At 72.4% G+C, this 24,766-nt stretch carries 24 protein-coding genes; 9 read left to right on the plus strand and 15 right to left on the minus strand.

Going from position 1 to position 24,766, the window contains the following annotated elements:
• Positions 1-107: 107 nt before the first annotated feature.
• The 3 genes from ABZ642_RS41105 to ABZ642_RS41115 all read right to left on the minus strand — a co-directional run bounded on the left by ABZ642_RS41105 (position 108) and on the right by ABZ642_RS41115 (position 3,813).
• Entirely contained in the window at positions 108-902 is a 795-nt protein-coding gene (locus ABZ642_RS41105; RefSeq protein WP_360495049.1) for a hypothetical protein, read from the minus strand.
• A gap of 315 nt (positions 903-1,217) precedes the next feature.
• Complete coding sequence (locus ABZ642_RS41110) at positions 1,218-2,438, minus strand: acetyl-CoA C-acetyltransferase (protein ID WP_360495052.1); 1,221 nt, start codon at positions 2,436-2,438, stop codon at positions 1,218-1,220.
• 316 nt (positions 2,439-2,754) lie between these two features.
• The gene (locus tag ABZ642_RS41115; RefSeq protein ID WP_360495055.1) at positions 2,755-3,813 is read right to left on the minus strand and encodes an SGNH/GDSL hydrolase family protein; all 1,059 of its coding nucleotides are present in this window, start codon (positions 3,811-3,813) and stop codon (positions 2,755-2,757) included.
• A 150-nt stretch (positions 3,814-3,963) separates the two neighbouring features.
• On the opposite strand from ABZ642_RS41115, the gene ABZ642_RS41120 reads away from it, so the two are divergent.
• Positions 3,964-5,355 (plus strand): cystathionine beta-synthase, encoded by a 1,392-nt coding sequence (locus tag ABZ642_RS41120; RefSeq protein ID WP_360495058.1) that lies wholly within the window; start codon positions 3,964-3,966, stop codon positions 5,353-5,355.
• Between the two features lie 361 nt (positions 5,356-5,716).
• Here ABZ642_RS41120 and ABZ642_RS41125 read toward each other — a convergent pair whose 3' ends face one another.
• Complete coding sequence (locus ABZ642_RS41125) at positions 5,717-6,547, minus strand: helix-turn-helix transcriptional regulator (protein WP_360495061.1); 831 nt, start codon at positions 6,545-6,547, stop codon at positions 5,717-5,719.
• 146 nt (positions 6,548-6,693) lie between these two features.
• Between ABZ642_RS41125 and ABZ642_RS41130 the strand changes: the two genes are divergently transcribed.
• Positions 6,694-7,455 carry an SDR family oxidoreductase gene (locus ABZ642_RS41130; RefSeq protein WP_360495063.1) on the plus strand — a complete coding sequence of 254 codons (762 nt, stop codon included), beginning with the start codon at positions 6,694-6,696 and terminating at the stop codon, positions 7,453-7,455.
• Positions 7,456-7,471: 16 nt separating this feature from the next.
• On the opposite strand, the gene ABZ642_RS41135 is transcribed toward ABZ642_RS41130, so the two are convergent.
• The 6 genes from ABZ642_RS41135 to ABZ642_RS41160 all read right to left on the minus strand — a co-directional run bounded on the left by ABZ642_RS41135 (position 7,472) and on the right by ABZ642_RS41160 (position 12,062).
• Positions 7,472-7,879 carry a hypothetical protein gene (locus tag ABZ642_RS41135; protein WP_360495066.1) on the minus strand — a complete coding sequence of 136 codons (408 nt, stop codon included), beginning with the start codon at positions 7,877-7,879 and terminating at the stop codon, positions 7,472-7,474.
• A 72-nt stretch (positions 7,880-7,951) separates the two neighbouring features.
• Complete coding sequence (locus tag ABZ642_RS41140; RefSeq protein ID WP_360495069.1) at positions 7,952-8,638, minus strand: carbonic anhydrase; 687 nt, start codon at positions 8,636-8,638, stop codon at positions 7,952-7,954.
• Positions 8,639-8,785: 147 nt separating this feature from the next.
• A complete protein-coding gene (locus ABZ642_RS41145; protein ID WP_360495072.1) occupies positions 8,786-9,715 on the minus strand; it encodes an ABC transporter substrate-binding protein in 930 nt (309 codons plus the stop codon).
• Between the two features lie 10 nt (positions 9,716-9,725).
• On the minus strand, positions 9,726-10,388 hold the full coding sequence (locus tag ABZ642_RS41150) for an ABC transporter permease (RefSeq protein WP_360495075.1): 663 nt from the start codon (positions 10,386-10,388) through the stop codon (positions 9,726-9,728).
• A 1-nt stretch (position 10,389) separates the two neighbouring features.
• Complete coding sequence (locus tag ABZ642_RS41155; protein ID WP_360495078.1) at positions 10,390-11,031, minus strand: ABC transporter permease; 642 nt, start codon at positions 11,029-11,031, stop codon at positions 10,390-10,392.
• Entirely contained in the window at positions 11,028-12,062 is a 1,035-nt protein-coding gene (locus tag ABZ642_RS41160; RefSeq protein WP_360495081.1) for an ABC transporter ATP-binding protein, read from the minus strand. The genes ABZ642_RS41155 and ABZ642_RS41160 overlap by 4 nt, the downstream gene beginning before the upstream one ends.
• 171 nt (positions 12,063-12,233) lie before the next feature.
• Here ABZ642_RS41160 and ABZ642_RS41165 point away from each other — a divergent pair, with 171 nt between their 5' ends.
• From ABZ642_RS41165 to ABZ642_RS41175, 3 genes are all read left to right on the plus strand, one after another.
• Positions 12,234-13,712 carry an aromatic amino acid ammonia-lyase gene (locus tag ABZ642_RS41165; RefSeq protein WP_360495084.1) on the plus strand — a complete coding sequence of 493 codons (1,479 nt, stop codon included), beginning with the start codon at positions 12,234-12,236 and terminating at the stop codon, positions 13,710-13,712.
• Positions 13,709-14,551, plus strand: coding sequence for a MurR/RpiR family transcriptional regulator (locus ABZ642_RS41170; protein WP_360495087.1), 843 nt, complete (start codon positions 13,709-13,711; stop codon positions 14,549-14,551). The genes ABZ642_RS41165 and ABZ642_RS41170 overlap by 4 nt, the downstream gene beginning before the upstream one ends.
• 119 nt (positions 14,552-14,670) lie before the next feature.
• The gene (locus ABZ642_RS41175) at positions 14,671-15,273 is read left to right on the plus strand and encodes a hypothetical protein (protein ID WP_360495089.1); all 603 of its coding nucleotides are present in this window, start codon (positions 14,671-14,673) and stop codon (positions 15,271-15,273) included.
• A gap of 16 nt (positions 15,274-15,289) precedes the next feature.
• Here the strand turns inward: ABZ642_RS41175 and ABZ642_RS41180 are convergent, their stop codons facing one another.
• The 5 genes from ABZ642_RS41180 to ABZ642_RS41200 all read right to left on the minus strand — a co-directional run bounded on the left by ABZ642_RS41180 (position 15,290) and on the right by ABZ642_RS41200 (position 19,003).
• Positions 15,290-15,664, minus strand: coding sequence for a hypothetical protein (locus ABZ642_RS41180; protein ID WP_360495092.1), 375 nt, complete (start codon positions 15,662-15,664; stop codon positions 15,290-15,292).
• Positions 15,665-15,685: 21 nt separating this feature from the next.
• Positions 15,686-16,192, minus strand: coding sequence for a roadblock/LC7 domain-containing protein (locus ABZ642_RS41185; protein WP_360495095.1), 507 nt, complete (start codon positions 16,190-16,192; stop codon positions 15,686-15,688).
• Positions 16,193-16,223: 31 nt separating this feature from the next.
• Entirely contained in the window at positions 16,224-17,015 is a 792-nt protein-coding gene (locus ABZ642_RS41190) for a transcriptional regulator (RefSeq protein ID WP_360495098.1), read from the minus strand.
• Positions 17,012-17,401 carry a hypothetical protein gene (locus ABZ642_RS41195; RefSeq protein WP_360495101.1) on the minus strand — a complete coding sequence of 130 codons (390 nt, stop codon included), beginning with the start codon at positions 17,399-17,401 and terminating at the stop codon, positions 17,012-17,014. Before ABZ642_RS41195 ends, ABZ642_RS41190 begins: the two co-directional genes overlap by 4 nt.
• Positions 17,402-17,572: 171 nt before the next feature.
• Positions 17,573-19,003, minus strand: a complete 1,431-nt coding sequence (locus ABZ642_RS41200; protein WP_360495104.1) for a diaminopimelate decarboxylase — start codon at positions 19,001-19,003, stop codon at positions 17,573-17,575.
• Positions 19,004-19,167: 164 nt separating this feature from the next.
• On the opposite strand from ABZ642_RS41200, the gene hutU reads away from it, so the two are divergent.
• The 4 genes from hutU to hutI all read left to right on the plus strand — a co-directional run bounded on the left by hutU (position 19,168) and on the right by hutI (position 24,765).
• A complete protein-coding gene (gene hutU, locus ABZ642_RS41205; protein WP_360495107.1) occupies positions 19,168-20,832 on the plus strand; it encodes a urocanate hydratase in 1,665 nt (554 codons plus the stop codon).
• Between the two features lie 167 nt (positions 20,833-20,999).
• Entirely contained in the window at positions 21,000-22,202 is a 1,203-nt protein-coding gene (locus ABZ642_RS41210; protein WP_360495249.1) for an allantoate amidohydrolase, read from the plus strand.
• On the plus strand, positions 22,193-23,539 hold the full coding sequence (locus tag ABZ642_RS41215) for a formimidoylglutamate deiminase (protein ID WP_360495252.1): 1,347 nt from the start codon (positions 22,193-22,195) through the stop codon (positions 23,537-23,539). The genes ABZ642_RS41210 and ABZ642_RS41215 overlap by 10 nt, the downstream gene beginning before the upstream one ends.
• A gap of 47 nt (positions 23,540-23,586) precedes the next feature.
• A complete protein-coding gene (hutI, locus tag ABZ642_RS41220) occupies positions 23,587-24,765 on the plus strand; it encodes an imidazolonepropionase (protein WP_360495110.1) in 1,179 nt (392 codons plus the stop codon).
• The last annotated feature ends 1 nt before the right edge of the window (position 24,766 follow it).

The following is a 24,766-nucleotide window of genomic DNA, read 5'->3' on the forward strand; positions in this document are numbered from 1 at the left end:
GTGAGCTGTTGAAGGTGCGCTCGGCGCAACGCCCTGCTTTTCAGGGGCGCGGGGAACTGCGCGACCAGCCACGACGGTCCCGCACCCGGCCACGCACCCTCAACGGCTCACAGGGACGCTATGACCCGGTCCGCCAGGATGTACACGTTCTCCTCGCCGCACGCGAACGTCAGCGTGTAGGCGCCGGAGATCCCGGACCCGCCCAGCAGGTAAGGCGTCTCGCCCGCGCTCAGCGCCGCGGCCAGCCGTTCCGCCGTCTCCCGGTGCCCCGGCGTCATGCACAGCGTGGTGCCGTCGGCGAAGACGTAGACGTCGAGCGTGCCCAGCGGCCCCGGACGCACGTCGGAGAGCTCGACCCGGGACTCGGCCAGCTGCTCCAGCGCCGCGACCGTGCGCTCATGGTCGTTCACCACCGGCGACTGCACGGGTACGAAGTCCGGGTGGGACGGGTGGCGGCGGCGGGCCGCCGCCAGCTCCGGCGACTCGGTGGGGGCGCCCCCGGCGAAGTCGTCGGCCTCCGTCGCCTGCTCGGCGACCGGCTCCAGGCCCACGAAGTCGCTGTGCCGGGGCAGGAACGGCTCACCGTCCGCCAGACCCAGCAGCGAAGGCGTGTCGGAGGCGTCACGCACCTCCTGCGCGGCCCAGAAGGCCCGCGCCTCGGCCAGCTCCCGCTCCCGCTCCTCGGCCAGCGCCTCGGCCACGGCGGCCCGTATCTGCTCGGCGTCCGCATGACTGCGGGCGGCCGGCAGCAGCGCGCGCATCGCGGCGGCCTGGTTCTGGGCGAGCTGGGTGTGCAGCTCGGCGACCTGACGGCGCAGCTTCAGAACACTGCGCAGGACAGCGACGCCCACGGCGCCCGTGGCGGCCGTGGTGAGCAGCAAGGCGATCGGCATGGCGCTCACTGACGTACTCCCGGTTCAAAGTCGACCCCCGACTTCCTACATCAGCTTGAAGGGCGGACTATCAAGCTGTCAGTGCGTAACGTCACGAAAGGGACAGGACTTTGACCCTCGGGTTTACTGGGGCGACCCACCTGACCTGCGGTGATATACCCGCAGAGGGAGATAGGTCACATCCTGGGGGAGATTGGATCACAAATCGGCCCGGTGTTCGGAGTTTTCTCGAACACCGGGCCGTGGCGTCACGGTGGGTCCCGTGACGGTCACTCAGGGATTACTCGGGGATCACTCGGAGATCGATCGGAGCCCCGCGGTGGCTCAGCTCAGGCGCTCGATGACCATCGCCATGCCCTGGCCGCCGCCGACGCACATCGTCTCCAGGCCGAACTGCTTGTCGTGGAACTGGAGGGAGTTGATGAGCGTGCCGGTGATCCGGGCGCCGGTCATGCCGAAGGGGTGGCCGACGGCGATGGCGCCGCCGTTCACGTTCAGCTTCTCCAGCGGGATGTTCAGGTCGCGGTAGGAGGGGATCACCTGGGCGGCGAACGCCTCGTTGATCTCGAAGAGGTCGATGTCGTCGACGGTCAGACCGGCGCGGCGCAGGGCCTGCTGCGAGGCCTCCACCGGGCCGAGGCCCATGATCTCGGGGGAGAGGCCGGTGACGCCGGTCGACACGATCCGGGCGAGCGGGGTCAGGCCGAGCTCGCGGGCCTTGGTGTCGGACATGATGATCACGGCGGCGGCGCCGTCGTTCAGCGGGCAGCAGTTGCCGGCCGTGACCAGGCCGTCGGGGCGGAAGACCGGCTTCAGGCCGGCCACGCCCTCGATGGTGACGCCGGCGCGCGGGCCGTCGTCCTTGCTGACGACCGTGCCGTCGGGAAGGGTGACCGGGGTGATCTCGCGCTCCCAGAAGCCGTTCTTGATGGCTTCCTCGGCGAGGTTCTGGGAGCGGACGCCGAACTCGTCCATGTCCTGGCGGGTGACGCCCTTGACGCGGGCCAGGTTCTCGGCGGTCTGGCCCATCGCGATGTACGGGTCGGGGACCAGGCCGTCCTCGCGCGGGTCGTGCCAGGTGGAGCCGGTGGACCCGGCGGTGGCGGCGGTACGGGCCTGGGCCTCGGCGAAGATCGGGTTGGTGGTGTCCGGGAGGCCGTCGGAGCTGCCCTTGACGAACCGGGAGACCGTCTCGACACCGGCCGAGATGAACACGTCGCCCTCGCCGGCCTTGATGGCGTGCAGCGCCATGCGGCTGGTCTGGAGGGACGAGGAACAGTAACGGGTGATCGTGCAGCCGGGGAGGTGGTCCATGCCCATCTGGACGGCGACGATCCGGCCGAGGTTGTAGCCCTGCTCACCGCCGGGGAGGCCGCAGCCGAGCATCAGGTCGTCGATGTCCCTGGGGTCCAGCTCGGGGACCTTGGCGAGGGCGGCCTGGATGATCGTCGCGGTGAGGTCGTCGGGGCGCAGGTCCTTCAGGGAGCCCTTGACGGCACGGCCGATCGGGGAACGGGCGGTCGAGACGATGACGGCTTCGGGCATCTCACGGCTCCAGTGACGCGGGGGATTGACAGGGCTGCTTGGGAAGTTACCCGCACGTATGTCATCGGTCACCGGTACCGCGGTGTGACACTGACCGCACTTTCTAAGCGCTTGCTTTTTCGGTGTCGAGGGGTGCGTCGTTCCGTGCGGGTGGGTGGGGGCTGGTCGCGCAGTTCCCCGCGCCCCTGAAGGGACGCTTCCCCGCCGCCTCTCCGTGCCCCCAGGGGCCACGGGTTGGCGCTGGGGGTGCCCCCTCTGGGGGAGGCACCCGGCCGGCGCCGGTAAGTGACACGCCCCGACTCGGCACACCGTCTCCCTAGTCGGTCGTGCCGGCCCTCGACCTCGCCTCTTCGGAAGCCGGGTCGGTCGGGAGGGCGGGCGGCTCGTCGACCTGGTGGCGCCGGCGGCGTTTCAGCAGCGCCCACGGTCCTCGCGGACCCGTCGGCATCGCCGCCGTCACCTCCGTGCCGGCCTCCGCCGCCGCCTCCGCCGCCGCACGGGCGACCGGGAGGAAACCCTCGCGGCGGGTGACGTCGGGGCGCTCCTCCTCCGCCGGCCACAGGCCGAGGGCCGCGCAGACCGTGGGGAGCACCGCCATGGCCGCAGTGGCGTAGCCCTCCGCCGAGGGGTGGTAGTTGTCGGGGCCGAAGAGCTCCCGGGGGTTCGCCGCGAACTCGGGACCCAGCAGGTCGCCCAGCGACACCGTACGGCCGCCCTGCTCCACCGTGCCGATCGTCTGGGCCGCCGCCAGCTGGCGCGACGCCCGCCGGGCCAGCCAGCGCAACGGCTGTCGTACCGGCTCGATCGTGCCCAGGTCGGGACAGGTGCCGACCACCACCTCCGCGCCCGCGGTGCGCAGCCGTCGTACCGCCGCCGAGAGATGACGCACCGAGCGGGTCGGCGGCATGCGGCGGGTGACGTCGTTCGCGCCGACCATGATCACGCAGACGTCGGGGGCCGGCGAGGCCGAGCCCAGGACCAGCGCCACCTGGCGGTCCAGGTCGTCGGACTGGGCGCCGGGCAGGGCCACGTTGGTGAACTCGACCGGGCGTTCGGCCACCGCCGCGAGGCCCGACGCCAGCAGCGCGCCCGGCGTCTGCGCGGCCCGGTGCACCCCCTGCCCCGCCGCCGTGGAGTCGCCGAGCATCGTCAGGCGCAGCGCAGGCTCATCGGTGCCGTACGCGTCGCCGTAGCGGCCGTCCGCCGCCGGTACCCGGCCGCCGCTGTTGCCGTTGCCCACCCGGATCCTGGCCATCCGCACCTCGGCCAGCACCAGGCCCACCGCGGCCGCGCCGACCAGCCCGATCCCGCCTCCGCCGTACGCCGCCCCGGCCGCGATCCGCCGGGCCACCCGTGCCCTAGACATGCTCGACATACGTCGCCGACACCTCCTCGTTGCCCGTACATCCACTCCTTGCCCCGTACTGGCAGTCCGCCAATCTCAACGGTGAGTGAACCTCCGGAGCGGGCCTTAGGCTGGCGGCACCACCAGGACCACTTCTTTTGAAAGCAACCGGAGACAACGGTGCGATTCCACGACTCGATGATCAGCCTCGTCGGCAACACCCCGCTGCTGAGGCTCAACAGCGTCACCCAGGGCATCCAGGCCACCGTGCTCGCCAAGGTCGAGTACTTCAACCCGGGCGGTTCCGTGAAGGACCGCATCGCCCTGCGGATGATCGAGGCCGCCGAGAAGAGCGGGGAGCTTCAGCCCGGCGGGACCATTGTCGAGCCGACCAGCGGAAACACCGGGGTGGGGCTGGCGATCGTGGCCCAGCAGAAGGGGTACAAGTGCATCTTCGTGTGCCCCGACAAGGTCAGCACCGACAAGATCAACGTGCTGCGGGCGTACGGCGCCGAGGTGGTCGTCTGCCCCACCGCCGTCGATCCCGAGCACCCGGACTCGTACTACAACGTCTCCGACCGGCTGGTGCGGGAGACCCCCGGCGCCTGGAAGCCGGACCAGTACTCCAACCCGAACAACCCCCTTTCGCACTATCACTCGACCGGCCCCGAGCTGTGGGAGCAGACGGAGGGGAAGATCACGCATTTCGTGGCGGGCGTGGGCACCGGCGGCACCATCTCCGGCACCGGCCGCTACCTGAAGGACGCCAGCGACGGCCGGGTCCAGGTGATCGGCGCGGACCCGGAGGGCTCCGTGTACTCCGGCGGGTCCGGGCGGCCGTACCTCGTCGAGGGCGTCGGTGAGGACTTCTGGCCCACCGCCTACGACCGGACCGTCGCCGACGAGATCGTCGCGGTGTCCGACAAGGACTCCTTCCAGATGACCCGGCGGCTCGCCAAGGAGGAGGGCCTCCTGGTCGGCGGCTCCTGCGGCATGGCGGTCGTGGCCGCGCTGCGGGTCGCCGAGCGGCTCGGCCCGGACGACGTGGTCGTCGTCCTCCTCCCGGACAGCGGCCGCGGCTACCTCAGCAAGATCTTCAACGACGAGTGGATGGCCGACTACGGCTTCCTGGAGGACGAGGGCCCCAGCGCCCGCGTCGCCGACGTGCTCAGCGACAAGGCGGGCGGCTCCATCCCCTCCCTCGTCCACATGCACCCGGAGGAGACCGTCGGGGAGGCCATCGAGGTGCTGCGCGAGTACGGCGTCTCGCAGATGCCGGTCGTCAAGCCGGGCGCCGGGCACCCGGACGTGATGGCCGCCGAGGTCGTCGGCTCGGTCGTCGAACGGGAGCTGCTCGACGCGCTGTTCAGCAAGCGGGCCTCCCTGCAGGACCCGCTGGAGAAGCACATGTGCGCGCCGCTGCCGCAGGTCGGCTCCGGCGAGCCGGTCGGCGACCTGATGTCGGTGCTGGGCGCGGCGGACGCGGCGATCGTCCTCGTCGAGGGCAAGCCCAAGGGCGTCGTCAGCCGGCAGGACCTGCTGGCGTTTCTCGCCAAGGGCGGCAAGCACTAGCGAACGTCCGGTGAACCGGCCGTGACGCCGGGGAACTTGCTGCCCTCCGTCCAGGCGGTGGACTTCGCGGAAGTGGTACGAGCGTGTCACGTCCACGCAGCACACGCTTAACACGGGTCCGGCACATTGGTGGGTGTCGGCAGGGCGGGAGCGGCTCCCCGCCCCGGCCGACACCGAACGTCCAAGGACCTCCGGAGCGGCTCCCGGACCTCCATGGACGCTTGGACGTGAGACCCGGCCCTGACCCGGTCCATGTCCCTCGCGGGGACCGCCGTCGTCCCGCCCCCCGGTAACGGGGGTGCGGCGGTCCCCGCGCATTACTTTTCCCGGCCCGGCTCTTCCCGGCCCGGCGAGGCCCGGCTCAGCCGGTCGTCGCCCAACTCGCCAGCAGCGCAAGCCGCTCCGCCGTCTCCGAACCCGGTTCCGGGGTGTACGCCACGACCGTCTGGTCCGGGGCCGTCGGGACCGTGAGGGTCTCGTAGGGGAGGGTGAGCAGTCCGGCCACCGGGTGCTGGATGCGCTTCACGCCGTACGCGCACTCCTTGACCTCGTGGTCCGCCCACAGCCGGCGGAAGTCCGCGCTCTTCAGGGACAGTTCGCCGATCAGCGCGGCCATGCGGGGGTCGTCGGGGTGGCGGCCCGCGTCGATCCGCAGGTTCGCCACGGTCTGCGCCGCGACGGCCGCCCAGTCGGGGTAGAAGTCCTCGGCCGCCGGGTCGAGGAAGACCTGGCGCGGCACGTTGCGCTCGGCCGGGGCCAGCGCGCTGAAGCCGTTCACCGCGTCGCCGAGCGCGTTCCAGGCGAGCACGTCCATCCGGCGGCCCAGCACGAACGCGGCCGTCCGGTCCATGCCGTCCAGCAGCAGCTGCACACCGGGGCGCACGCGCGGGCCGGCGGAGTACCTGGCGCGCTTGGTGTCCTTGCCCGGGCGGGCCACCGTCCGCAGATACGCGTGTTCGGTCTCGTCCAGGCGCAGAACGCGGGCGATCGCGTCCAGCACCGCGTCAGAGACGCTCGGGCCGCGCCCCTGCTCCAGCCGGATGTAGTAGTCGACGCTCACGCCCGCCAGCTGCGCCACTTCCTCGCGGCGCAGGCCCGGCACCCGGCGCCGCCCGTGCGTGGGCAGCCCCACTTCCTCGGGCCGGATGCGGGCGCGGCGTGAGCGCAGAAAGTCTCCGAGTTCCCCGTCCATGGGTTCGATCGTAGGGGAGCGGTGGGCCTCCAACCTGGTTCTGCCAGACCCAGGAAAAGCGCATCCCTGGGTAGGACGCCCGGACCCGGCGAGGGTGGAGACACGCCACCGGGACCGGCCCGGCGGCCCTCTTCAGGGAGCACCTCATGTCGTACGACAACCTGTCCGGGCGTACCGCCGTCGTCACCGGGGCCGCCAGCGGGATCGGAGCGGCCGTCGCCCTGCGGCTCGCCGGGTCGGGCGCCCGGGTGGCACTGCTGGCCCGGCGCGCGGACCGGCTGGAGACCGTCGTGGAGAAGATCCGGGCGGGCGGTGGACAGGCCCTCGCCGTGGTCGCCGACGTCACCGACGACGCGTCGGTGCGGGCCGCCGCGGACGCCGTGCACGAGGCCTTCGGGACCGTCGACCTGGTCGTCAACAACGCCGGCGTCATGCTGCCCCACCCGGTCGACGACGGCCGGCTCGACGAGTGGCAGCGCATGATCGACACCAATGTGACCGGTGTGCTGCGGGTGCTGCGCGCCTTCACCAAAGACCTGGTGGACGCCGCGTCTGAGGGCCGTACCGCCGATCTGGTCAATGTGTCGTCCGTCGGCGCGCACGCCGTCTTCCCCACCTACGCGGTGTACGGCGCCACCAAGGCCGCCGTCACCCATCTCTCGCAGCTGCTGCGCGCCGAGTTCGGGCCGCGTGACGTGCGGGTCACCAATGTCGAGCCGGGGCTGACGGAGACCGAACTGGCCGACCACATCGGGTCGGCCGAACTGCGGGAGCAACTGGGCGGCATGGTCGAGGGGATGGGCACGCTGGCCGCCGAGGACGTCGCCGACCTGGTCGGCTATGTGACCAGCCGGCCCCGCCACGTCAACCTGCGCCAGGTCGTGGTGCTGCCGACCCGTCAGGTGTGACCTGCGGGGTCGCGGGTCACTTCTCGCGGTCGGGGCGCTGGAACATGCCCGGGTTGACGCGGACCGCCTGGGCCATGTTCACGCCGACGATGCCGAGCCAGGTGGCGATCAGGCCGGTCGTGCCGCCGAACGTGCCGCCGAGCGCCGACAGCGGGACCGCCAGCACCAGCGAGACGATCGCGAAACCGAACCGCTCTCCCCAGGAGTCGGTGCCCTTGCCGCGCCGCGTACTCCGGGCCACCTGGAGCTGCTGCTCGGCCAGGGTCCTGCGCAACCGGCGCTCCACGGCGCCGTCGATGCGCTGGTCGATCTTCTCCAGGAAGGAGTCGGCCAGCTCCGACTCGTACTCGGGCCCCAGTTCCCCGCGGGCGTGCAGGGTGGCGTCGAGTTCCTTCTTCAGGTCGGTGTCATGCGCGTCCGTCATGGAGCCCACGGTAGGGAGCCGGGACGCCCGGCGCACTGGGGTAAGCCCCCGCAATTCTCCGGGGGCCCGCCCTCAGGGCAGCAGCGACACCAGCCCGCTGTCCAGGTCGAACCGTGCCGCCACCACCGACGCCCCGCCGAACGCGGGGTCCGCCCGGATCGCGTCCCGCACCCAGGTGGTGTGCGCCCGCATGGTGTGCTCGGCCCAGTCGCCGGGCAGCGCCCTGGTGCGGCGGGCGGCCGGGGTGATCTCCTCGACGAGGAGTTCCAGGTGGCCGGGGACGGGCGCGCCGGTGCGCAGCCGGCCGAGGGTGGCGGCGACGGCCCCGCAGCGCTCGTGGCCGAGCACCACGACCAGCGGGACGCGCAGCTCCGCCACGCCGTACTGGATCGAAGCGAGCACGGCCTCGTCCAGTACCTGCCCGGCCGTCCTTATGCACAGCAGGTCGCCGAGACCCTGGTCGAAGACCAGCTCGGGGACGACCCGGGAGTCGATGCAGCCGAGGACGACGGCGAACGGATGCTGTCCGCGGGCCAGCAGCCGGCGGTGGCCGACGATGTCGTGCGGGTGGCGCGGCCGGCCGGCCGCGTACCGCCGGTTGCCGGCGAGGAGTTCGTCCAGCGCGGGGCCGGCGGTGACGGGAGCGGGGGCGCCCGGGCGGCCGGTGCCGGCCGTCGCCGGGGTGGGGGCGACGGCCAGGGCGCCGACGGCGGTTGCGGTTGCGGTGGCGGTCAGAAAGGCCCTGCGGTTCGAGGCCATGACGCTTCCTCAGAGTTCACAGAGTTCCGGTGCGGTGCTGTTGACACCTCCTCACCGTAAGCACACGCACGGTCACTCCGTGTGCCTGTTTGCGGACATTTGGTACTTCCGTCGTCAGGTCATCGATCTTGCGATACGGCTTCGTGATCAGGTCAGCCCGTGCTCCTCGGCGTAGGCGTCCGCCACGTCCTCCGGGTCCTTCTTGTCGTTGTCCACCTGGCTGTTGAGCTGGGTGAGCTGCTCGGTGGTGAGGAGGTTGCCGAGCCGGGCGAGGGCCTTGCGGACCGTGGAGTCGGCCTTGCGGTCGGCGATCAGCGGGACGATGTGCTGGCTGGGGACCAGGTTCTTCGGGTCGGTCAGCACCACCCAGTCGTCGGCGGCGATGTCGGTGTCGGTGGTGAAGAGGTTCGCCACGTCCACGTCGCCCTTCTTCAGGGCGCCCTTGACCAGCGGCCCGTCCGAGTCCAGCGACTTGAACTCCTTGAACTGGACGCCGTACACCTCCTGCAGCCCGACCGCGCCCACCCGCCGCTTCTTCACCTCGGGCGCCGCGCCGATGACCAGCCTGCCGTTCTGCTTGGCCAGGTCGGCCAGCGAGGTCAGGCCGTACTTCTGGGCGGTCGCCCGGGTGACGACGAAGCAGTCGGAGTCGGCCGCCTGCCCGTACGGCAGCACCTGGAGGCCGCTGGGCAGGGCGATCGCCAGCGCGTTCTGCATGGTGCCCGGGTCCGCCGAGGTGTCCTTCGGCGCCAGGTAGTTGAGGAGGGCGCCCTGGTACTCGGGCAGCAGGTCGATGTCGCCGGCCTTGAGCGCGGGGATCACGATCTCCCGGGTGCCGAGGTTGGGACGGACCTTCACCTTCACCCCGGCGGCCTTGAGGGCGGCCGCGTAGAGGTAGCCGAGCACCTGGTTCTCGGTGAAGTTGGCGGTGCCGATGGTGATCCCGCTCTTGCTGGAGCCGCCGCCGGCGGCCGAACCGCTCTGCTCGTTCAGGGAGGTGATGCCGCCGGAGCAGGCGGAGAGGGCGGGGACGGAGGCCGCCGCGAAGAGGCCCCCGAGGAGAGTGCGTCGGTTCATCGAATGGTCCCTAGGCAGTGCGGTGGCGGAAGAGGAAGCGCTGGAGGCTGCTCAGCAGCAGGTCCAGGACGATGGCGACGACCGCCACCAGGACCGCGCCGCCGAGCACCTGGACGAGGTCGCGCTGGGCGAGTCCGTCGAAGACGTAGCGGCCGAGGCCGCCGAAGGAGACGTAGGCGGCGATGGTCGCGGTGGCCACGACCTGGATGAGCGCGAGGCGCAGGCCCGTCATGATCAGGGGGAGTGCCAGCGGCAGCTCGACGTGGAAGAGGACCTGGTGGCCGCGCATGCCCTGGCCGCGGGCGGCGTCGCGGACGTCCGGGTCGACGGCCGTCATCCCGGCGTAGGTGTTGGTGACGATCGCCGGTACGGCGAGGGCGACCAGCGCCACGTAGACCGGCAGCATCGACAGACCGCCGGCCAGGAAGACCAGGACGACCAGGCCGACGGTGGGCAGCGCGCGGCCGAAGGACGCCAGGTTGATGGCGACGAACGCGCCCTTGCCGGTGTGACCGATGAGCAGGCCGATCGGGAGGCCGATCGCGGCCGCGATCAGGGTCGCGAGCAGCGAGTACTGGAGGTGCTCGGCGAGCCGGTGGCCGATGCCGTCCGGGCCGGCCCACTGCGAGCCGCTGGTCAGCCAGGTGCCGAGGTTCTTGAACAGCTCGAACATCTCAGGCTCGCCTCCTGCGCCACGGGGTGAGGACGTACTGGAGGGCCACCAGCAGGGCGTCGGCGACCACCGCGAGCAGGATCGTGAGCACCACGCCCGCGATCACCGGGGTCGGGAAGTCGCGCTGGAAGCCGTCGGTGAAGAGCTGGCCGAGGCCGCCGTCGCCGATGTAGGTGGCGACGCTCACCAGCGAGATGGACATGACCGTGGCGATCCGGACGCCCGCCATGATCACCGGGAGGGCCAGCGGGAACTCGACCGTCAGGAGGGTGCGCAGCGGGCGGGTGCCCATCGCCTTGGCCGCCTCCTTGGTCTTCGCGGGGACCGAGTCCAGGCCCTCGACCGTGTTCCGCAGCAGTACGACCAGCGTGTAGACGGTGAGGCCGATGACGGTGGTGGTGCGGGTCAGGCCGCTGACCGGCAGCAGCAGGACGAAGATCGCGATCGACGGGATCGTGAAGAGCACGTTGGACAGGCCGAGCAGGAAGCCGCGCAGCGGGCGGACCCGGTGGGCGAGGACCGCGAGCGGGAGCGAGATCAGCAGGCCGAGGAGGACCGCGGTCATCGCCGCCTGGAGATGGGAGAACGTGAGGCTGGTGAGGTCGTCGGTGTGGTCGCCTATCCACGACCAGTCGATGGTCATGCCGCCACCACCCGGGCCTCGGTGTGCGCCTGGCCGGCGTGCGCGTGGATGTCGTCGCGGGACGAGACACCGGTGAGGACGCCGTCCGCGTCGACCCGGGCTATGAGCCCGGTGGGGGAGGCGATCGACTCGTCGAGCGCCGCCAGCAGGGAGTCGCCGTCCTTGAGGGGCCGCAGGGGGAGCTCGGCGTCCTCGGACCGCCAGTGCAGGGGCTTGCCCGCCGGGTCGAGCGCCAGGGTCCAGTCGCCCTGGGGTGCCGGACCCTGCGGGACGTCGGCGAGGGTCTTGAGGGACAGCAGCTTCAGTCCCCTCTCCGCGCCCAGGAAGTCGGCCACGAAGTCGTCGGCCGGGCGGGCCAGCAGCTCGGCGGGCGGCGCGCACTGGACGAGATGGCCGCCGGTGCGGAAGACGGCGATCCGGTCGCCGAGCCGGACCGCCTCGTCGATGTCGTGCGTGACGAAGACGATGGTCTTGTTCAACTCCTTCTGGAGCCGGAGCAGTTCGTCCTGGAGCTGGGCGCGGACCACCGGGTCGACCGCGCCGAAGGGCTCGTCCATCAGCAGTACCGGCGGGTCGGCGGCGAGGGCACGGGCCACGCCGACGCGCTGCTGCTGACCGCCGGAGAGCTGGTGCGGATACCGCTTGCCGGAGTCGGCGGCCAGGCCCACGGTCTGAAGGAGTTCGGCGGCGCGGGCGCGGGCCTTCTTCCGGTTCCAGCCGAGCAGCAGCGGGACGGTGGCGATGTTGTCGAGCACCGTGCGGTGCGGGAAGAGCCCGGCCTGCTGGATGACGTACCCGATGGAGCGGCGCAGTTCGGCCGCGTCCTGGTCGAGGATGTCCTTGCCGCCGACCTTGATGGTGCCGGAGGTCGGGTCGACCATCCGGTTGATCATCCGCAGGGTGGTGGTCTTGCCGCAGCCGGAGGAGCCGACCAGGACGGTCACCCCGCCCTCCGGCATCTCCAGGGAGAGATCGTGGACTGCTGTCGTGCCGTTGGGGAAGCGCTTGTGGACCGCGTCGAACTGGATCATGAGATGTCCCTTGCCCGGCTGTATAACGTCATGCAGAGTTCTTCGTAGGTGAATAGCTTGTCAACGGTCTGGCGTTAATCCGAGGTAACGGATGACCGCAACGCAAGATCGGGTGTCCGGATCGAGGGGAGTTTGGGCGTGTTGTCGTCTCGTATCGTGGACGCATCCGGAATGGTGCATTCCGACCTGGTGATCCTCGACGGCATCGGAATGGGCGTCGAGGATGTCGTACGACTTGCCGACGGCGCCGCCCGGCCGGTCCCCGGCACCGGCGGGATGCGGCGCGCGGAGGAGTCCTGGAACGCCGCCCGGCAGATCGCCGCGACCGGCCGCGTCTACGGCCGCTCGACCGGCGTCGGCGCCAACCGGAACGAGGACGTGCCCACCGAGGCGGCCGCCGGACACGGACTGCGGCTGCTGCGCAGCCACGCCGGGGCGATCGGCGAGGAACTGCCCGCCCGGCAGGTGCGCGCGATGCTCGCGGTGCGGGCCAACCAACTGCTGGCGGGCGGCGCGGGACTGCGGCCGAGCGTCGTCACCGCCCTGTGCGAGGCACTGGAGTCGGGAGCCCACCCGGTCGTCAACGAGTTCGGCTCGGTCGGCACCGGGGACATCGCCGCGCTGGCACAGGTGGGCCTGGCGCTGGCCGGGGAACACCCATGGCGGGGCGAGAAGGCCCCGGACCCCCAGCCGTTGGACAACAACGACGCCCTCGCCCTGATCAGCAGCAACGCCCTCACCCTCGGTCAGTCGGCGCTCGCCCTGCACGAGTTGCGCGGGCTGATCGAGGCCACCCAGGTGGTGGCGGCCCTGTCGCTGCTGGCCGTCGACGGCTCGCACGAGGCCTACGCGGCCCCGGTACACGCGGCCCGCCCGCACCGGGGCAGTGTCGAAGTCGCCCGCCGGATGCGGGAGTTGATCGGCGCCGCCGACCGGCCCACCCCGCCGCTGGGCCGTATCCAGGACCCCTACGGCTTCCGCTGCCTGCCCCAGATCCACGGCCCCGCGCTGGACGCCGCCGACGCCCTGGAGCAGGTCCTCGCGATCGAGATCAACGCGGCCGCCGAGAACCCCCTGATCTCGTCCGAGGACCTCGCCGCCTACCACCACGGCGGCTTCTACCAGGCCCAGCTCGCCCTCGCCCTCGACCACTTCCGGCTCGCCGTCACCCAGGTCGCACGCCTGTCCACCTCCCGGCTCTCCTCCCTCAACGAGCCCGCCTTCACCCGCCTGCGCCCCTTCCTCGCCGACCCGGAGCCCGCCTCCTCCGGCGTGATGATCCTGGAGTACGCCGCCGGCGCCGCGCTCGGCGATCTGCGCGCCTTCTCCGCGCCCGCCTCCCTCGGGCACGCTGTACTCTCCCGAGGCGTCGAGGAGCAGGCCAGTTTCGCCTCGCTCGCCGCCCGTCAAACGCTGCGCGCCTGCCGTGCGTACCGTCTGGTGGTCGGCTGCGAACTCGTCGCCGCCGTACGGGCGCTGCGCCAGCGCGAGCTCCGGCCCGAACCCGGGCTGGGGGTGGGACTGGCGCTGGAGCTCGCCGAGGCGGTGCTCGAGGCGGACCCGGCCGACCGGCCACTCACGGACGACGTCACGGCGGCGGCCGGGCTGCTCGACCGGTTCACGGACATCTGGAGGGGGAGCACGTCATGAACGTGACCGACAGCCCTGCGACACGGTTGCAGGCGCTCTTCGAGGGGCACCGGCTCACGCCGACCCAGCGGCGCATCGCGCACAGCATGGTGCGGCGCGCCGCCGACGTGCCCTTCCTGTCCAGCGTGGAGCTGGCCGAACTGGCCGGGGTCAGCCAGCCGTCCGTGACCCGGTTCGCGGTCGCCCTGGGCTTCGACGGCTACCCGGCGCTGCGCAAGCACCTGCGCGAGGTGGTGCCCGCCGAACAGGCGGCCGGCAACGGGTCGTACAACGAGTACCAGCAGGCCGTCGAGGCCGAGATCGAGAACCTGCGGCACCTCGCCGAGGTACTCGCCGACCCGCGCCCGGTGCAGCAGGCCGGCCGGGTGCTGGCCGCGTCCCGGCCGCTGCCGGTGCTCGGCCTGCGGGCCGCCGCCTCGCAGGCGTACGGCTTCGCCTACTTCGCCGCCAAGGTGCACCCGGACGTCCGGCTGCTCAACGAGGGCGGCACGATGATCCACGACCGTATCGACGCGGCCCTACGGGCGGGTGCGACGGCGCTGCTGTGCTTCGCGCTGCCCCGGCATCCGCGCGAGGTCGTGGACACCCTGGGCTATGCGCGGACGGCCGGGCTGACCGTCGTGACCGTCGCCGACTCCGCCTTCGCGCCCGTGGCCAAGGTCTCCGACCTGCTGCTGCCGGCCGCCGTCGGCACCGGGCTCGCCTTCGACACGGCGTGCGCGCCGATGCTGCTGGGCCGGGTGCTCCTGGAGGCGATGGCCGACGACCTGCCGGACGCGCAGGCCCGCCTGGAGGAGTTCGACGCGCGGGCGGCGACCCGGGGGCTGTTCGTCGAATAGCCCGCCAGGTCGAACAGGCGGCTAGTCGAACGACCGGCTTTAAGACTCGTCTCACGTTCTCTGGTTAGCGTCCCGCCCTACGGACCCACTGGGCCGATACGGGCGAGGAGGCTGCGGACATGGCGCGTGCGGTACGAGGGGCACGGGGCGGACAGGGGTTGGCCCGGGTGGCCGTGGTCGTACGGGCCGGGGCCGCCCCGCTGTGGTGGTTCGGGGTGTTCGCGGCCGGGATCGGCCTGCTGCCCGAGGGGATCACCGGACGCCGGATCGGCGTCATGGCCGGGGCCGCGCTGTTCATCGTGGGCGCCGCCGTCGTGGCGCTCACCCGCCGCAAGCGGTACACCGCACTGCTGCGCGGGGCCGCCCGGGCCGGCAAGCACGATGTGCTCCAGGACCGGGCGGTGACCGTGCGGAACTGGCGTCGCGGGCACCGCTGGTGGCTGCTGCTGGCCTGGGCCGTCGCGCTCGGCAGCGCCTTCGCGGTGCCGGCCGCCGGCGGCATGCTGCTCGCCGGGACCGGCACCGGGCTGCGGCTGAAGGCGGCCTGGCTGGGCCGCCGGGAGCGGGCCGAGGAGCAACTGATGTGGCTGCGCGTCGACTGGCTCGACGGGCGCGGCGGACGCCCGGCCGGCAAGGCCGTCAAGGCGTACCGCGGTACCGGCATCGCGGCGGGCGACGCGGCCCCGGGCGGGGCCCGCCGCCGCACCGCGGCGCTGGTGTGACTCCGGGACCCGGGGGTCAGACCTCCAGGTCCTCCTCGATCTTCCTCAGCTGGTGCCGGGCCATCGCCAGGTTGGACCGGGAGATGTCCAGCACCAGGTAGAGGAAGAGGCCGTTGCCGCCCCGGCCCTTGAGCAGCCGGATCAGGTGGTACTGGGAGGAGAGCGTGATCAGGATGTCCTCGATCTCGCCCTTGAGCCCCAGGTGCTCCATGGTGCGCATCTTGGCCCGGATCACGTCCGTGTTGCCGGCGGCGGCCACGTTGAGGTCGAAGGTCTTGCTGCCGCCCATCGTGCCCAGCGCCATGCCGGTGGTGTAGTCGACGAGCGCGACGCCGGTGGCACCCTCGATGGAGGTGAGGGCCTCTTTCAGCGCGGTTTCGGTGTTGGCCATGACTCTCTGTTTCCTTTCAACTCAACTGTCGGTTGCTGCGGTGCGCGCGTCGGTAGTGGTGCTGGTACGTGGCGTGCGCGTGGATCTGGTCCGTGTGGCTGCGGTGCTGCGGGCCGGGCGCAGGGCCTTGGCGGCGGCCTCGGCGGCGTCGACCAGCTCGCCGATCCGGGCGGCGGCCCGGCGGCCCTCCAGGTGGAGCCGGCCGACGTTCACCCGGTCCTCGGCGAGCAGGGTGAGCACGGCGCTGCGGCCGGCCGCGTAGGTGGCGACATAGCCGTCCTCGCCGCGTACCAGCAGCTCCCTGAGCTCGCCCTTGCCGGTGGCGTCGGAGACCCGCACGGCGACGCCGAGCTCGGCCGCGGTGAGGGCGGCGAGGCCCTCCGGGTCGACGCCCGGGCAGTCGTGCGCGACGACCAGGCCGTCGACGCCGGCCGCGAGGGCGCCGGTGAGCTGGGGCATCCGGGTGCGTAACCGGCGCAGTTCGTCGAGGACGGCCTCTCTGCCGGAGCTGCCGGGTTCTGCCGCCATCAGCTGTCTCCTCTCGGCGGGGCGGTGCCGTTCAAAGGGCCTCCAGCGCATCCCTGAGCCTCTTCAGCAGCGCGATGTCGGGGTCGGTGACCGGGGGGAGCCGGGGCGGTGCGGCCGTGCTGCTCATCGGGGCGAGGAGCCCGGCCGCCGCCAGCCGCCGTATGTCCACCAGCGTGTGGAAGGCCGGCCGGCCCAGCTCCCGGGCGATCTCCGGGGCTGTGCGGACGCCGTCCACCCGGCCCAGGACCGCCCGCTGGCGCTGGGTGACCGGCGGTGCCGCGACCGGGTCGGCGCGGATCAGCGGAGTGCCGTCCGTCGACGGGTCGGGCCAGATCCGGTACAGCAGCTCGCGGCGGCGCAGGGTCTCGCGCTCCAGGGCGGTGACGGAGACCGCCGGGAACGGGCCGGTGGCGGCCGGGGTGCCGTACCGGAACCGGCCCGGGGTGCTGCTGGGCGCGAGCGCGAAGTACCCGGCGTCGTACAGCGCGCCGAGGCGGCACAGTTCCAGGGCCCCCTTCGGCAGCAGACCGGCATCGCGCAGCCGGTGCACCGCGGCGGGTATGTCGTCGGTCCAGGGCCAGACCGCCGCGTCGAGCGTGCCGTGGGCCGTGAGGAGCACGTCGAGGCCGGGTGCGAGGGGGCTCTCGGCATGTACCACGCGGCCCTCGGCCAGGTGCAGGGTGCCGTGCTCGCGGACCAGGACTCCGGTGGCCCGCTCCTCGGCGAGGCGTATCAGCATCGGTGAGAGCGTGCCGGCCGCCCCGTCGTACGGGGCCGCCCGGTCCCGGACCGGCAGCGGCGGAGGTATGTCGACCACGGTCATCCCAGCACCAGCCGCTCGGCCATCTCGCCGAGCCGGATCCGGGCGAGGGCGAGATTGCCGTCCTCGCGGGCCAGCCACAGATGCAGGAACACCGTGGCGTCGAAGGACGTGACCACGAACCGCAGCAGGTGGTAGCTGTCCCGGTTGCTGACGATCAGGTCCTCCACCGGAGGGTTCACCTCGGTGTCGTCCTCCGTGCTGAACGCCCCGTGCTCGGCGGCCAGCCGGGCCAGTTCGGCGGCCTCCGCGGCGGTGGTCTCGTGGTCACCGCCGGGCGCCTCCCCGACCGTGCCCAGGGCCAGCCCGCTCGTCCAGTCGACCAACGCGGCCCCCCGGGCACCGGGCAGTCGCATCGCTTCCAGTAAGCACTCGTCGATTCCGGGCACCGTGGCTCCCCTCCCACCGCCTGGCTCTCCGGTTGAGTGACGCAGACACTACGCAACGTGTGCGGCGGGAGGGGTGCGTTTGGCATTTTCCAGTGGAACATGCATGCGGCAGACTAGTGTTGGTCAACTGAGCTGCTTTTCGCACCAGTTGATCCCTCTGTCCGGGGTCCCTCAACGGCTTCCGGTTGCGCGCAGGGTGGTGAGTGCGTCGGCGTGCGCCCCTCCGGAATCGGCCACGATCTCCGCGACCGTCTGCGGCTGCCGTACGACGGCGAACGCCACGCCTCCGGCGCCGTCCGGTGCGAAGCCGTAAACCCCGGGCCGGGCAAGGGAGTTGTAGGAGTAGTGGGTGCCGAAGTAGTACGCGCCGGTGTCCAGCGCGGCCGCGTGGTCCCCCTGCTCCAGCGCCGGGAGTGCGCGTCCCTCGGCGAGCAGGTCGCCCGAGAAACAGGCCGGCCCCGCCACGTCCTGCACCACCGGCGGCCCCTCCTTGGGCCGCCCCTTGGCGTCGTACCCGGCGATCCTGAGCGGCCACGTCCCCGGCACGTACACCGTTCGGGCCGCCACCTGTACGCCCGCGTGCGTCACCGCGATCCGCCGCCCGCCGGAGCTCTTGGCGTACTCCACCCGGGCCACCACCGTGCCGTGCCGGGCCAGCAGCGACCGCCCGAACTCCGTGACCAGCCCGTACCGCCCGTCGAACAGCCCCGGCACCACCTCCGCGAGCAGCCGCGCGTACTGCGCGTACGTCGGCTCCGTGGCCTCCGACGCGAGGTTGACCGACAGCCCGCCGCCGATGTCGAGGGTGTCGATCTGCCGCCGCCCGATCCGCGCGTTGATCTCCTCGGCCAGCGCGTAGGTCTCCGCCACGCCCCGCGCCAGCAGCGACAGCGAGATCCCCTGCGAACCGATGTGCGCGTGCAGCCGCGTCAGCCACGGGCGCTCCGCGAACGCCCGCACGACCCACTCCCGCGCCCCCTCGTCCCGCAGCCCCACCCCGAACTTGGAGGTCGCCGTCGCGGTGGAGGTGGCGCCGATGCTCCCGGCGCCGATCTGCGGGTTCACCCGGATCCCGAGCGGCGAGCGGGGGAGGCCGCCGGCGGGTGCGCCGCCGGTCACCAGGGCGTCGATCCTGGCCAGCTCCTGCGGGTTGTCCGCGTTCACGGCGATGCCCAGCGCCAGCGCCTCGCGCAGCTCCGCCCCGGTCTTGGCGGGCGCGTCGAACACCGTCCGCTCCACCGGCACCCCGGCCGCCCGCGCCAGGGCCAGCTCGCCCGCGCTGGCCACCTCGGCGCCGATGCCCTCCCCGGCCAGCAGCCGTACCACCGGCACCAGCGGGTTCGCCTTCACCGCGAAGGCGTGCAGGATCGGGGTGCCGGGCGCCGCGACCGCCTCGAACGCCCGGCGCAGCGCCGCCGCCGAGGCTCGGATGCCGGTCACGTCCAGCAGGCCTACGATCGGCGCGTCCGGCCCCAGCAGTCCCTGCTCCACCGCCGCCCGCACGGCGTCGTCCCGCCGCACCACCCGCTCGCTGTCGTCCACGCAACCGTCCCTGCCCACTTCGCCGCCCGTCCTGCCGTCCGCCACGTCGTCCCCCGACATGTCGTCGTCCGCACCCTTAAGGCCCATAAGTCCAGCGAAACACCCGGAACGCGGCCGCGCTGGCGGACCGATGTATTGACTAGTTCTATTCAGCGGGCCAGGATGTGAATAACCGAATAACCGCAGGAACACTTCACTGGCCGTCATTCGCTAGGAGGCAGACCATGTCAGGACCCCGCCCCGTACGAGCGCCGCGCGGTACGGAACTGAGCGCCCTGGGATGGCAGCAGGAAGCCGCCCTGCGGATGCTGCAGAACAACCTCGACCCCGAGGTCGCCGAGCACCCCGACAAGCTCGTCGTCTACGGCGGCACCGGCAAGGCCGCCCGCGACTGGCGCTCCTTCGACGCCATGGTCCGCACACTGCGCACCCTCAAGCAGGACGAGACCATGCTGGTCCAGTCCGGCCGCCCGGTCGGCGTCATGCAGACCCACGAGTGGGCCCCGCGTGTCCTCATCGCCAACTCCAACCTGGTCGGCGACTGGGCCAACTGGGAGGAGTTCCGCCGCCTGGAGGCCCTCGGCCTGACCATGTACGGCCAGATGACCGCCGGCTCCTGGATCTACATCGGCACCCAGGGCATCCTCCAGGGCACCTACGAGACCTTCGCCGCCGTCGCCGCCAAGAAGTTCAACGGCACCCTCGCCGGGACCATCACCCTCACCGCCGGCCTCGGCGGCATGGGCGGCGCCCAGCCGCTCGCCGTCACCATGAACGACGGCGTCGCGATCTGTATCGACGTCGACCCGCGCGCCATCGAGCGCCGCATCGAGCACCGGTACCTGGACGTGAAGGCCGACTCGCTCGACCACGCGCTCCAGCTGGCGACCGAGGCCCGCGACGCCCGCCGCCCGCTCTCCATCGGTGTCCTCGGCAACGCGGCCGAGCTGGTCCCGCAGCTGCTCGCGATGAACGCGCCCATCGACATCGTCACCGACCAGACCTCGGCGCACGACCCGCTGGCCTACCTGCCGGTGGGCGTGGCCTTCGAGGACATGGCGGACGCGGCGTCCAAGGACCCGGCGGGCTTCACGACCCGCGCCCGGGAGTCGATGGCCAAGCACGTCGAGGCCATGGTCGGCTTCATGGACGCCGGTGCCGAGGTCTTCGACTACGGCAACTCCATCCGCGGCGAGGCGCAGCTGGCGGGCTACGAGCGGGCGTTCGCCTTCCCCGGCTTCGTCCCCGCCTACATCCGCCCGCTCTTCTCCGAGGGCAAGGGCCCCTTCCGGTGGGCGGCCCTGTCCGGCGAGGCCTCCGACATCCACAAGACCGACAAGGCGATCCTCGACCTCTTCCCCGAGAACGAGTCCCTCCACCGCTGGATCAAGCTGGCCGGTGAGCGGGTCCACTTCCAGGGCCTGCCGGCGCGTATCTGCTGGCTCGGCTACGGCGAGCGGGACAAGGCCGGCGAGCGGTTCAACGACATGGTGGCGAGCGGCGAGCTGGCGGCGCCGCTGGCGATCGGCCGCGACCACCTCGACTGCGGCTCCGTGGCCTCGCCCTACCGCGAGACGGAGGCCATGCTGGACGGGTCCGACGCGATCGCCGACTGGCCGCTGCTGAACGCCATGGTGAACGTGGCGTCGGGTGCGTCCTGGGTCTCCATCCACCACGGCGGCGGGGTGGGGATGGGGCGGTCCATCCACGCGGGGCAGGTGACGGTGGCCGACGGTACGAAGCTCGCCGGCGAGAAGATCCGCCGGGTACTGACCAACGACCCCGGCATGGGTGTCATCCGGCACGTGGACGCCGGGTACGACATCGCGGAGTCGGTCGCCGACGAGCGGGGCGTGCGGGTGCCGATGCGTGAGGGCGACGACGCGTGAACCCTCGTGAGGGTGGACGTGGCGGCAGCGCTCCGGTGGGGGCCGACGCCTCGTCGCCGGGCACGGGTGCGGCTGTGCCCACCCGTTCCGCCCTGCGGAACGACTGCCCACAGCCTGTGGCGGGCGAGGGCTCGCGGCCTGTGCGGGGCTCGGCTTCCTTCCACGAGATGTGGCGCGAGTTGCTCCCCGTCGGCCGGCACCCCGACTCCGGTGGTTACCGGCGCTTCGCCTGGACCGGGGCCGATGCCGAGTGCCGCGCCTGGTTCAAGGAGCAGGCCGAGGCGCGTGGCCTGCTCCACGAGGTCGACCGGAACGGGAACCAGTGGGCCTGGCTCGGCGACCCCACCGCCGGGGACGCCGTCGTCACCGGGTCGCATCTGGACTCCGTCCCGGACGGCGGGGCCTTCGACGGCCCCCTCGGTGTCGTGTCCTCCTTCGCCGCGCTCGACGAACTCCGCCGCAGGGGAGCGGAGTTCACAAGGCCCCTCGCCATCGTCAACTTCGGGGACGAGGAGGGTGCCCGGTTCGGGCTCGCCTGTGTCGGGTCACGGCTGACCGCCGGACACCTCACCGTCGAGCAGGCGCACCGGCTGACCGACGGGGACGGGGTCACCCTGCCCCGGGCCATGGAGGCCGCCGGCTACGACCCCGACGCCATCGGCGCCGACCCCGAGCGGCTCGCCCGTATCGGTGCCTTCGTCGAGCTGCACGTCGAACAGGGCCGGGCGCTGGACCTGTCCGGTGACCGGGTCGGCGTCGCCAGCGCCATCTGGCCGCACGGCCGCTGGCGGTTCGACTTCCGGGGCGAGGCCAACCACGCCGGCACGACCCGGCTGGCCGACCGCCGCGACCCCATGCTGTCGTACGCCGAGACCGTGCTCGCCGCCCGCCGCGAGGCCGAACTCGCCGGTGCCGTGGCCACCTTCGGCAAGATCTCCGTCGAGCCGAACGGTGTCAACGCCATCCCCTCCCTGGTGCGCGGCTGGCTCGACTCGCGCGCCGCCGACCAGGCCACCCTCGACACCGTCGTCGGCGGCATCGAGAAGGCGGCCCGGGAGTACGCGCAGGCGCACGGCATCGACCTCGACGTGGTCCGGGAGTCCTTCACCCCGGTCGTCGAGTTCGACCACGCCCTGCGGGACGAACTCGGCCGCATCCTCGGCCGGGACACCGGTCTCACCGTGCCCGTCCTGGGCACCGGTGCCGGACACGACGCCGGGATCCTCTCCGGGAGCGTCCCGACCGCCATGCTGTTCGTGCGCAACCCCACCGGTGTCTCGCACTCCCCGGCCGAGTTCGCGGGCGAGGACGACTGCGTGGCCGGGGTGAGCGCGCTCGCCGACGTACTGGAAGGGCTGGCCTGCGGGTGACGACACGGACGACGTACTGGTTGGAGTACGCCTGGCTGGACACGTACGTCGAGCCCGGTGTCGCCGTGGAGGTGGCGGACGGCCGGATCACCGCCGTCCGCGCGGAGACCCCCACCCCGCCGCCGGGGGCCGAGATCCTGCGCGGTCTCACCCTCCCCGGCCTGGCCAACGCCCACTCGCACGCCTTCCACCGCGCCCTGCGCGGCACGGTCCAGGTCGGCTCCGGGACCTTCTGGACCTGGCGCGAGCTGATGTACTCCTTCGCCGACCGGCTGACCCCGGAGACCTATCACGCGCTCGCCCGCGCGGTGTACGCCGAGATGGCGCTCGCGGGCATCGCCTGCGTCGGAGAGTTCCACTACGTCCACCACGCCCCCGGCGGCACCCCCTACGCCGACCCCAACGCCATGGGCGAGGCGCTGATCGCGGCCGCCGCCGACGCCGGCATCCGCATCACCCTCCTCGACACCGCCTACCTCTCCGCAGGCTTCGGCGAGCCGCCCAACGCCCACCAGCTCCGCTTCTCCGACGGCAGCGCGGAGGCCTGGGCCGAACGCTGTTCAGTTCTCAAGGAACGGGATCACGCGCGGATCGGGGCGGCCGTCCACTCCGTACGGGCCGTGCCCGCCGGCCGGCTGGCGACCGTGGCCCGCTGGGCCGAGGAGCGGCGGGCCCCGCTCCATGTGCACCTGTCCGAGCAGACGGCGGAGAACGACGCCTGCCTGGCCGCCCACGGCTGCACCCCCACCCGCCTGCTCGCCGACCACGGCGTCCTCGGCCCGCGCACCACGGGCGTCCACAACACCCACCTCACGGACGAGGACATCGCCCTGCTCGGCGGCTCCGGCACCGGCACCTGCATGTGCCCGACCACCGAGCGGGACCTGGCCGACGGCATCGGACCGGCCGTCGCCCTCCAGCGGGCGGGCTCGCCGCTCTCCCTCGGCTCCGACAGCCACGCCGTCATCGACCTGCTCGAAGAGGCACGCGCGATGGAGCTGAACGAGCGGCTGCGCACCCGCACCCGGGGCCACTGGACGGCCGCCGCCCTGCTGCGCGCCGCCTCCGCCGACGGCCACGCCGCGCTCGGCTGGGAGGACGCCGGCACCATCGAGACCGGCATGCACGCCGACCTGACGACGATCGCGCTGGACTCGGTCAGAACGGCGGGGCCGCTGCCCCGGCTGGGCGCCGAGACGGCCGTATTCGCCGCGACGGCGGCGGACGTACGGCACACGGTCGTGGGTGGGCGGCACGTCGTACGAGACGGTGCGCACACCCTCGTTCCCGATGCGCCACAGGCCCTCGCGCGGGCCGTGGAAGCCCTTCGCGCCTGACGGGCCGTCGAAGCATCCCGCGCCTGACGACCACCCACGAGGACACCATGAGCAGCAGCACCGTCATCACCAACATCGCCACGCTGGTCACCAACGACCCCTCCCTCGGTGACAACTCCCCTCTCGGTCTGATCCAGGACGCGGCCGTCGTCATCGACGGCGACCGCATCGTGTGGACCGGTGAAGCCGGCAAAGCACCCGCCACTGACAACCGGGTCGACGCGGGCGGCCGGGCGGTGCTGCCGGGCTTCGTGGACTCCCACTCCCACCTGGTCTTCGCGGGCGACCGCACCCAGGAGTTCAACGCCCGGATGTCCGGCCGGTCGTACACCGCGGGCGGCATCCGTACCACCGTCGCCGCCACCCGCGCCGCGACCGACGCGGAACTGGAGGCGAACCTCACGCACTACCTCGCCGAGGCCCTCCGCCAGGGCACCACCACCTTCGAGACGAAGTCGGGCTACGGCCTGACCGTCCGGGACGAGGCGCGGGCCCTGCGCATCGCCGCCGCCCACACCGACGAGGTGACCTACCTCGGCGCCCACGTCGTCTCCCCGGACTACGCCGACGACCCGGCCGCCTACGTCTCCCTGGTCACCGGCGAGATGCTCGACGCCTGCGCCCCGTACGCCCGTTGGGTCGACGTGTTCTGCGAGAAGGGCGCCTTCGACGGCGACCAGGCCCGCGCGATCCTCACCGCGGGCAAGGCGAAGGGCCTGACCCCGCGCATCCACGCCAACCAGCTCTCCTACGGCCCCGGTGTCCAGCTGGCCGTGGAACTCGACGCGGCGAGCGCCGACCACTGCACCCACCTCACGGACGCCGACGTGGACGCGCTCGCGAACGGCGGGACGGTCGCCACCCTCCTGCCGGGCGCCGAGTTCTCCACCCGGGCCGCGTGGCCGGACGCCCGCCGACTCCTCGACGCGGGCGTGACCGTGGCCCTCTCCACGGACTGCAACCCGGGCTCCTCCTTCACCTCCTCCGTCCCCTTCTGCATCGCCCTGGCCGTCCGGGACATGGGCATGACCCCCGACGAGGCGGTGTGGTCGGCGACGGCGGGCGGCGCGAAGGCCCTGCGCAGGGACGACATCGGCCGGCTCGCCCCGGGCGCCTACGCCGATCTGACCCTGCTGGACGCCCCCAGCCACGTCCATCTGGCCTACCGGCCGGGTGTTCCGCTGGTCGCCGGGGTGTGGCGCAGGGGCGTCCGGGCCGTCGGCTGAG

This window comes from Streptomyces sp. NPDC007157, assembly GCF_040634235.1.
In the GTDB taxonomy this organism is placed as follows: Bacteria; Actinomycetota; Actinomycetes; order Streptomycetales; family Streptomycetaceae; genus Streptomyces.

Excerpts from the sequence above, each read along its gene's own strand:
- ABZ642_RS41110 (WP_360495052.1), bottom strand. The coding sequence starts at position 2,438 with ATGCCCGAAGCCGTCATCGTCTCGACCGCCCGTTCCCCGATCGGCCGT.
- ABZ642_RS41115 (WP_360495055.1), bottom strand. The coding sequence starts at position 3,813 with ATGTCGAGCATGTCTAGGGCACGGGTGGCCCGGCGGATCGCGGCCGGG.
- ABZ642_RS41125 (WP_360495061.1), bottom strand. The coding sequence starts at position 6,547 with ATGGACGGGGAACTCGGAGACTTTCTGCGCTCACGCCGCGCCCGCATC.
- ABZ642_RS41130 (WP_360495063.1), top strand. The coding sequence starts at position 6,694 with ATGTCGTACGACAACCTGTCCGGGCGTACCGCCGTCGTCACCGGGGCC.
- ABZ642_RS41135 (WP_360495066.1), bottom strand. The coding sequence starts at position 7,879 with ATGACGGACGCGCATGACACCGACCTGAAGAAGGAACTCGACGCCACC.
- ABZ642_RS41140 (WP_360495069.1), bottom strand. The coding sequence starts at position 8,638 with ATGGCCTCGAACCGCAGGGCCTTTCTGACCGCCACCGCAACCGCAACC.
- ABZ642_RS41145 (WP_360495072.1), bottom strand. The coding sequence starts at position 9,715 with ATGAACCGACGCACTCTCCTCGGGGGCCTCTTCGCGGCGGCCTCCGTC.
- ABZ642_RS41150 (WP_360495075.1), bottom strand. The coding sequence starts at position 10,388 with ATGTTCGAGCTGTTCAAGAACCTCGGCACCTGGCTGACCAGCGGCTCG.
- ABZ642_RS41155 (WP_360495078.1), bottom strand. The coding sequence starts at position 11,031 with ATGACCATCGACTGGTCGTGGATAGGCGACCACACCGACGACCTCACC.
- ABZ642_RS41160 (WP_360495081.1), bottom strand. The coding sequence starts at position 12,062 with ATGATCCAGTTCGACGCGGTCCACAAGCGCTTCCCCAACGGCACGACA.
- ABZ642_RS41165 (WP_360495084.1), top strand. The coding sequence starts at position 12,234 with ATGGTGCATTCCGACCTGGTGATCCTCGACGGCATCGGAATGGGCGTC.
- ABZ642_RS41170 (WP_360495087.1), top strand. The coding sequence starts at position 13,709 with ATGAACGTGACCGACAGCCCTGCGACACGGTTGCAGGCGCTCTTCGAG.
- ABZ642_RS41175 (WP_360495089.1), top strand. The coding sequence starts at position 14,671 with ATGGCGCGTGCGGTACGAGGGGCACGGGGCGGACAGGGGTTGGCCCGG.
- ABZ642_RS41180 (WP_360495092.1), bottom strand. The coding sequence starts at position 15,664 with ATGGCCAACACCGAAACCGCGCTGAAAGAGGCCCTCACCTCCATCGAG.
- ABZ642_RS41185 (WP_360495095.1), bottom strand. The coding sequence starts at position 16,192 with ATGGCGGCAGAACCCGGCAGCTCCGGCAGAGAGGCCGTCCTCGACGAA.
- ABZ642_RS41190 (WP_360495098.1), bottom strand. The coding sequence starts at position 17,015 with ATGACCGTGGTCGACATACCTCCGCCGCTGCCGGTCCGGGACCGGGCG.
- ABZ642_RS41200 (WP_360495104.1), bottom strand. The coding sequence starts at position 19,003 with ATGTCGGGGGACGACGTGGCGGACGGCAGGACGGGCGGCGAAGTGGGC.
- hutU (WP_360495107.1), top strand. The coding sequence starts at position 19,168 with ATGTCAGGACCCCGCCCCGTACGAGCGCCGCGCGGTACGGAACTGAGC.
- ABZ642_RS41210 (WP_360495249.1), top strand. The coding sequence starts at position 21,000 with ATGTGGCGCGAGTTGCTCCCCGTCGGCCGGCACCCCGACTCCGGTGGT.
- hutI (WP_360495110.1), top strand. The coding sequence starts at position 23,587 with ATGAGCAGCAGCACCGTCATCACCAACATCGCCACGCTGGTCACCAAC.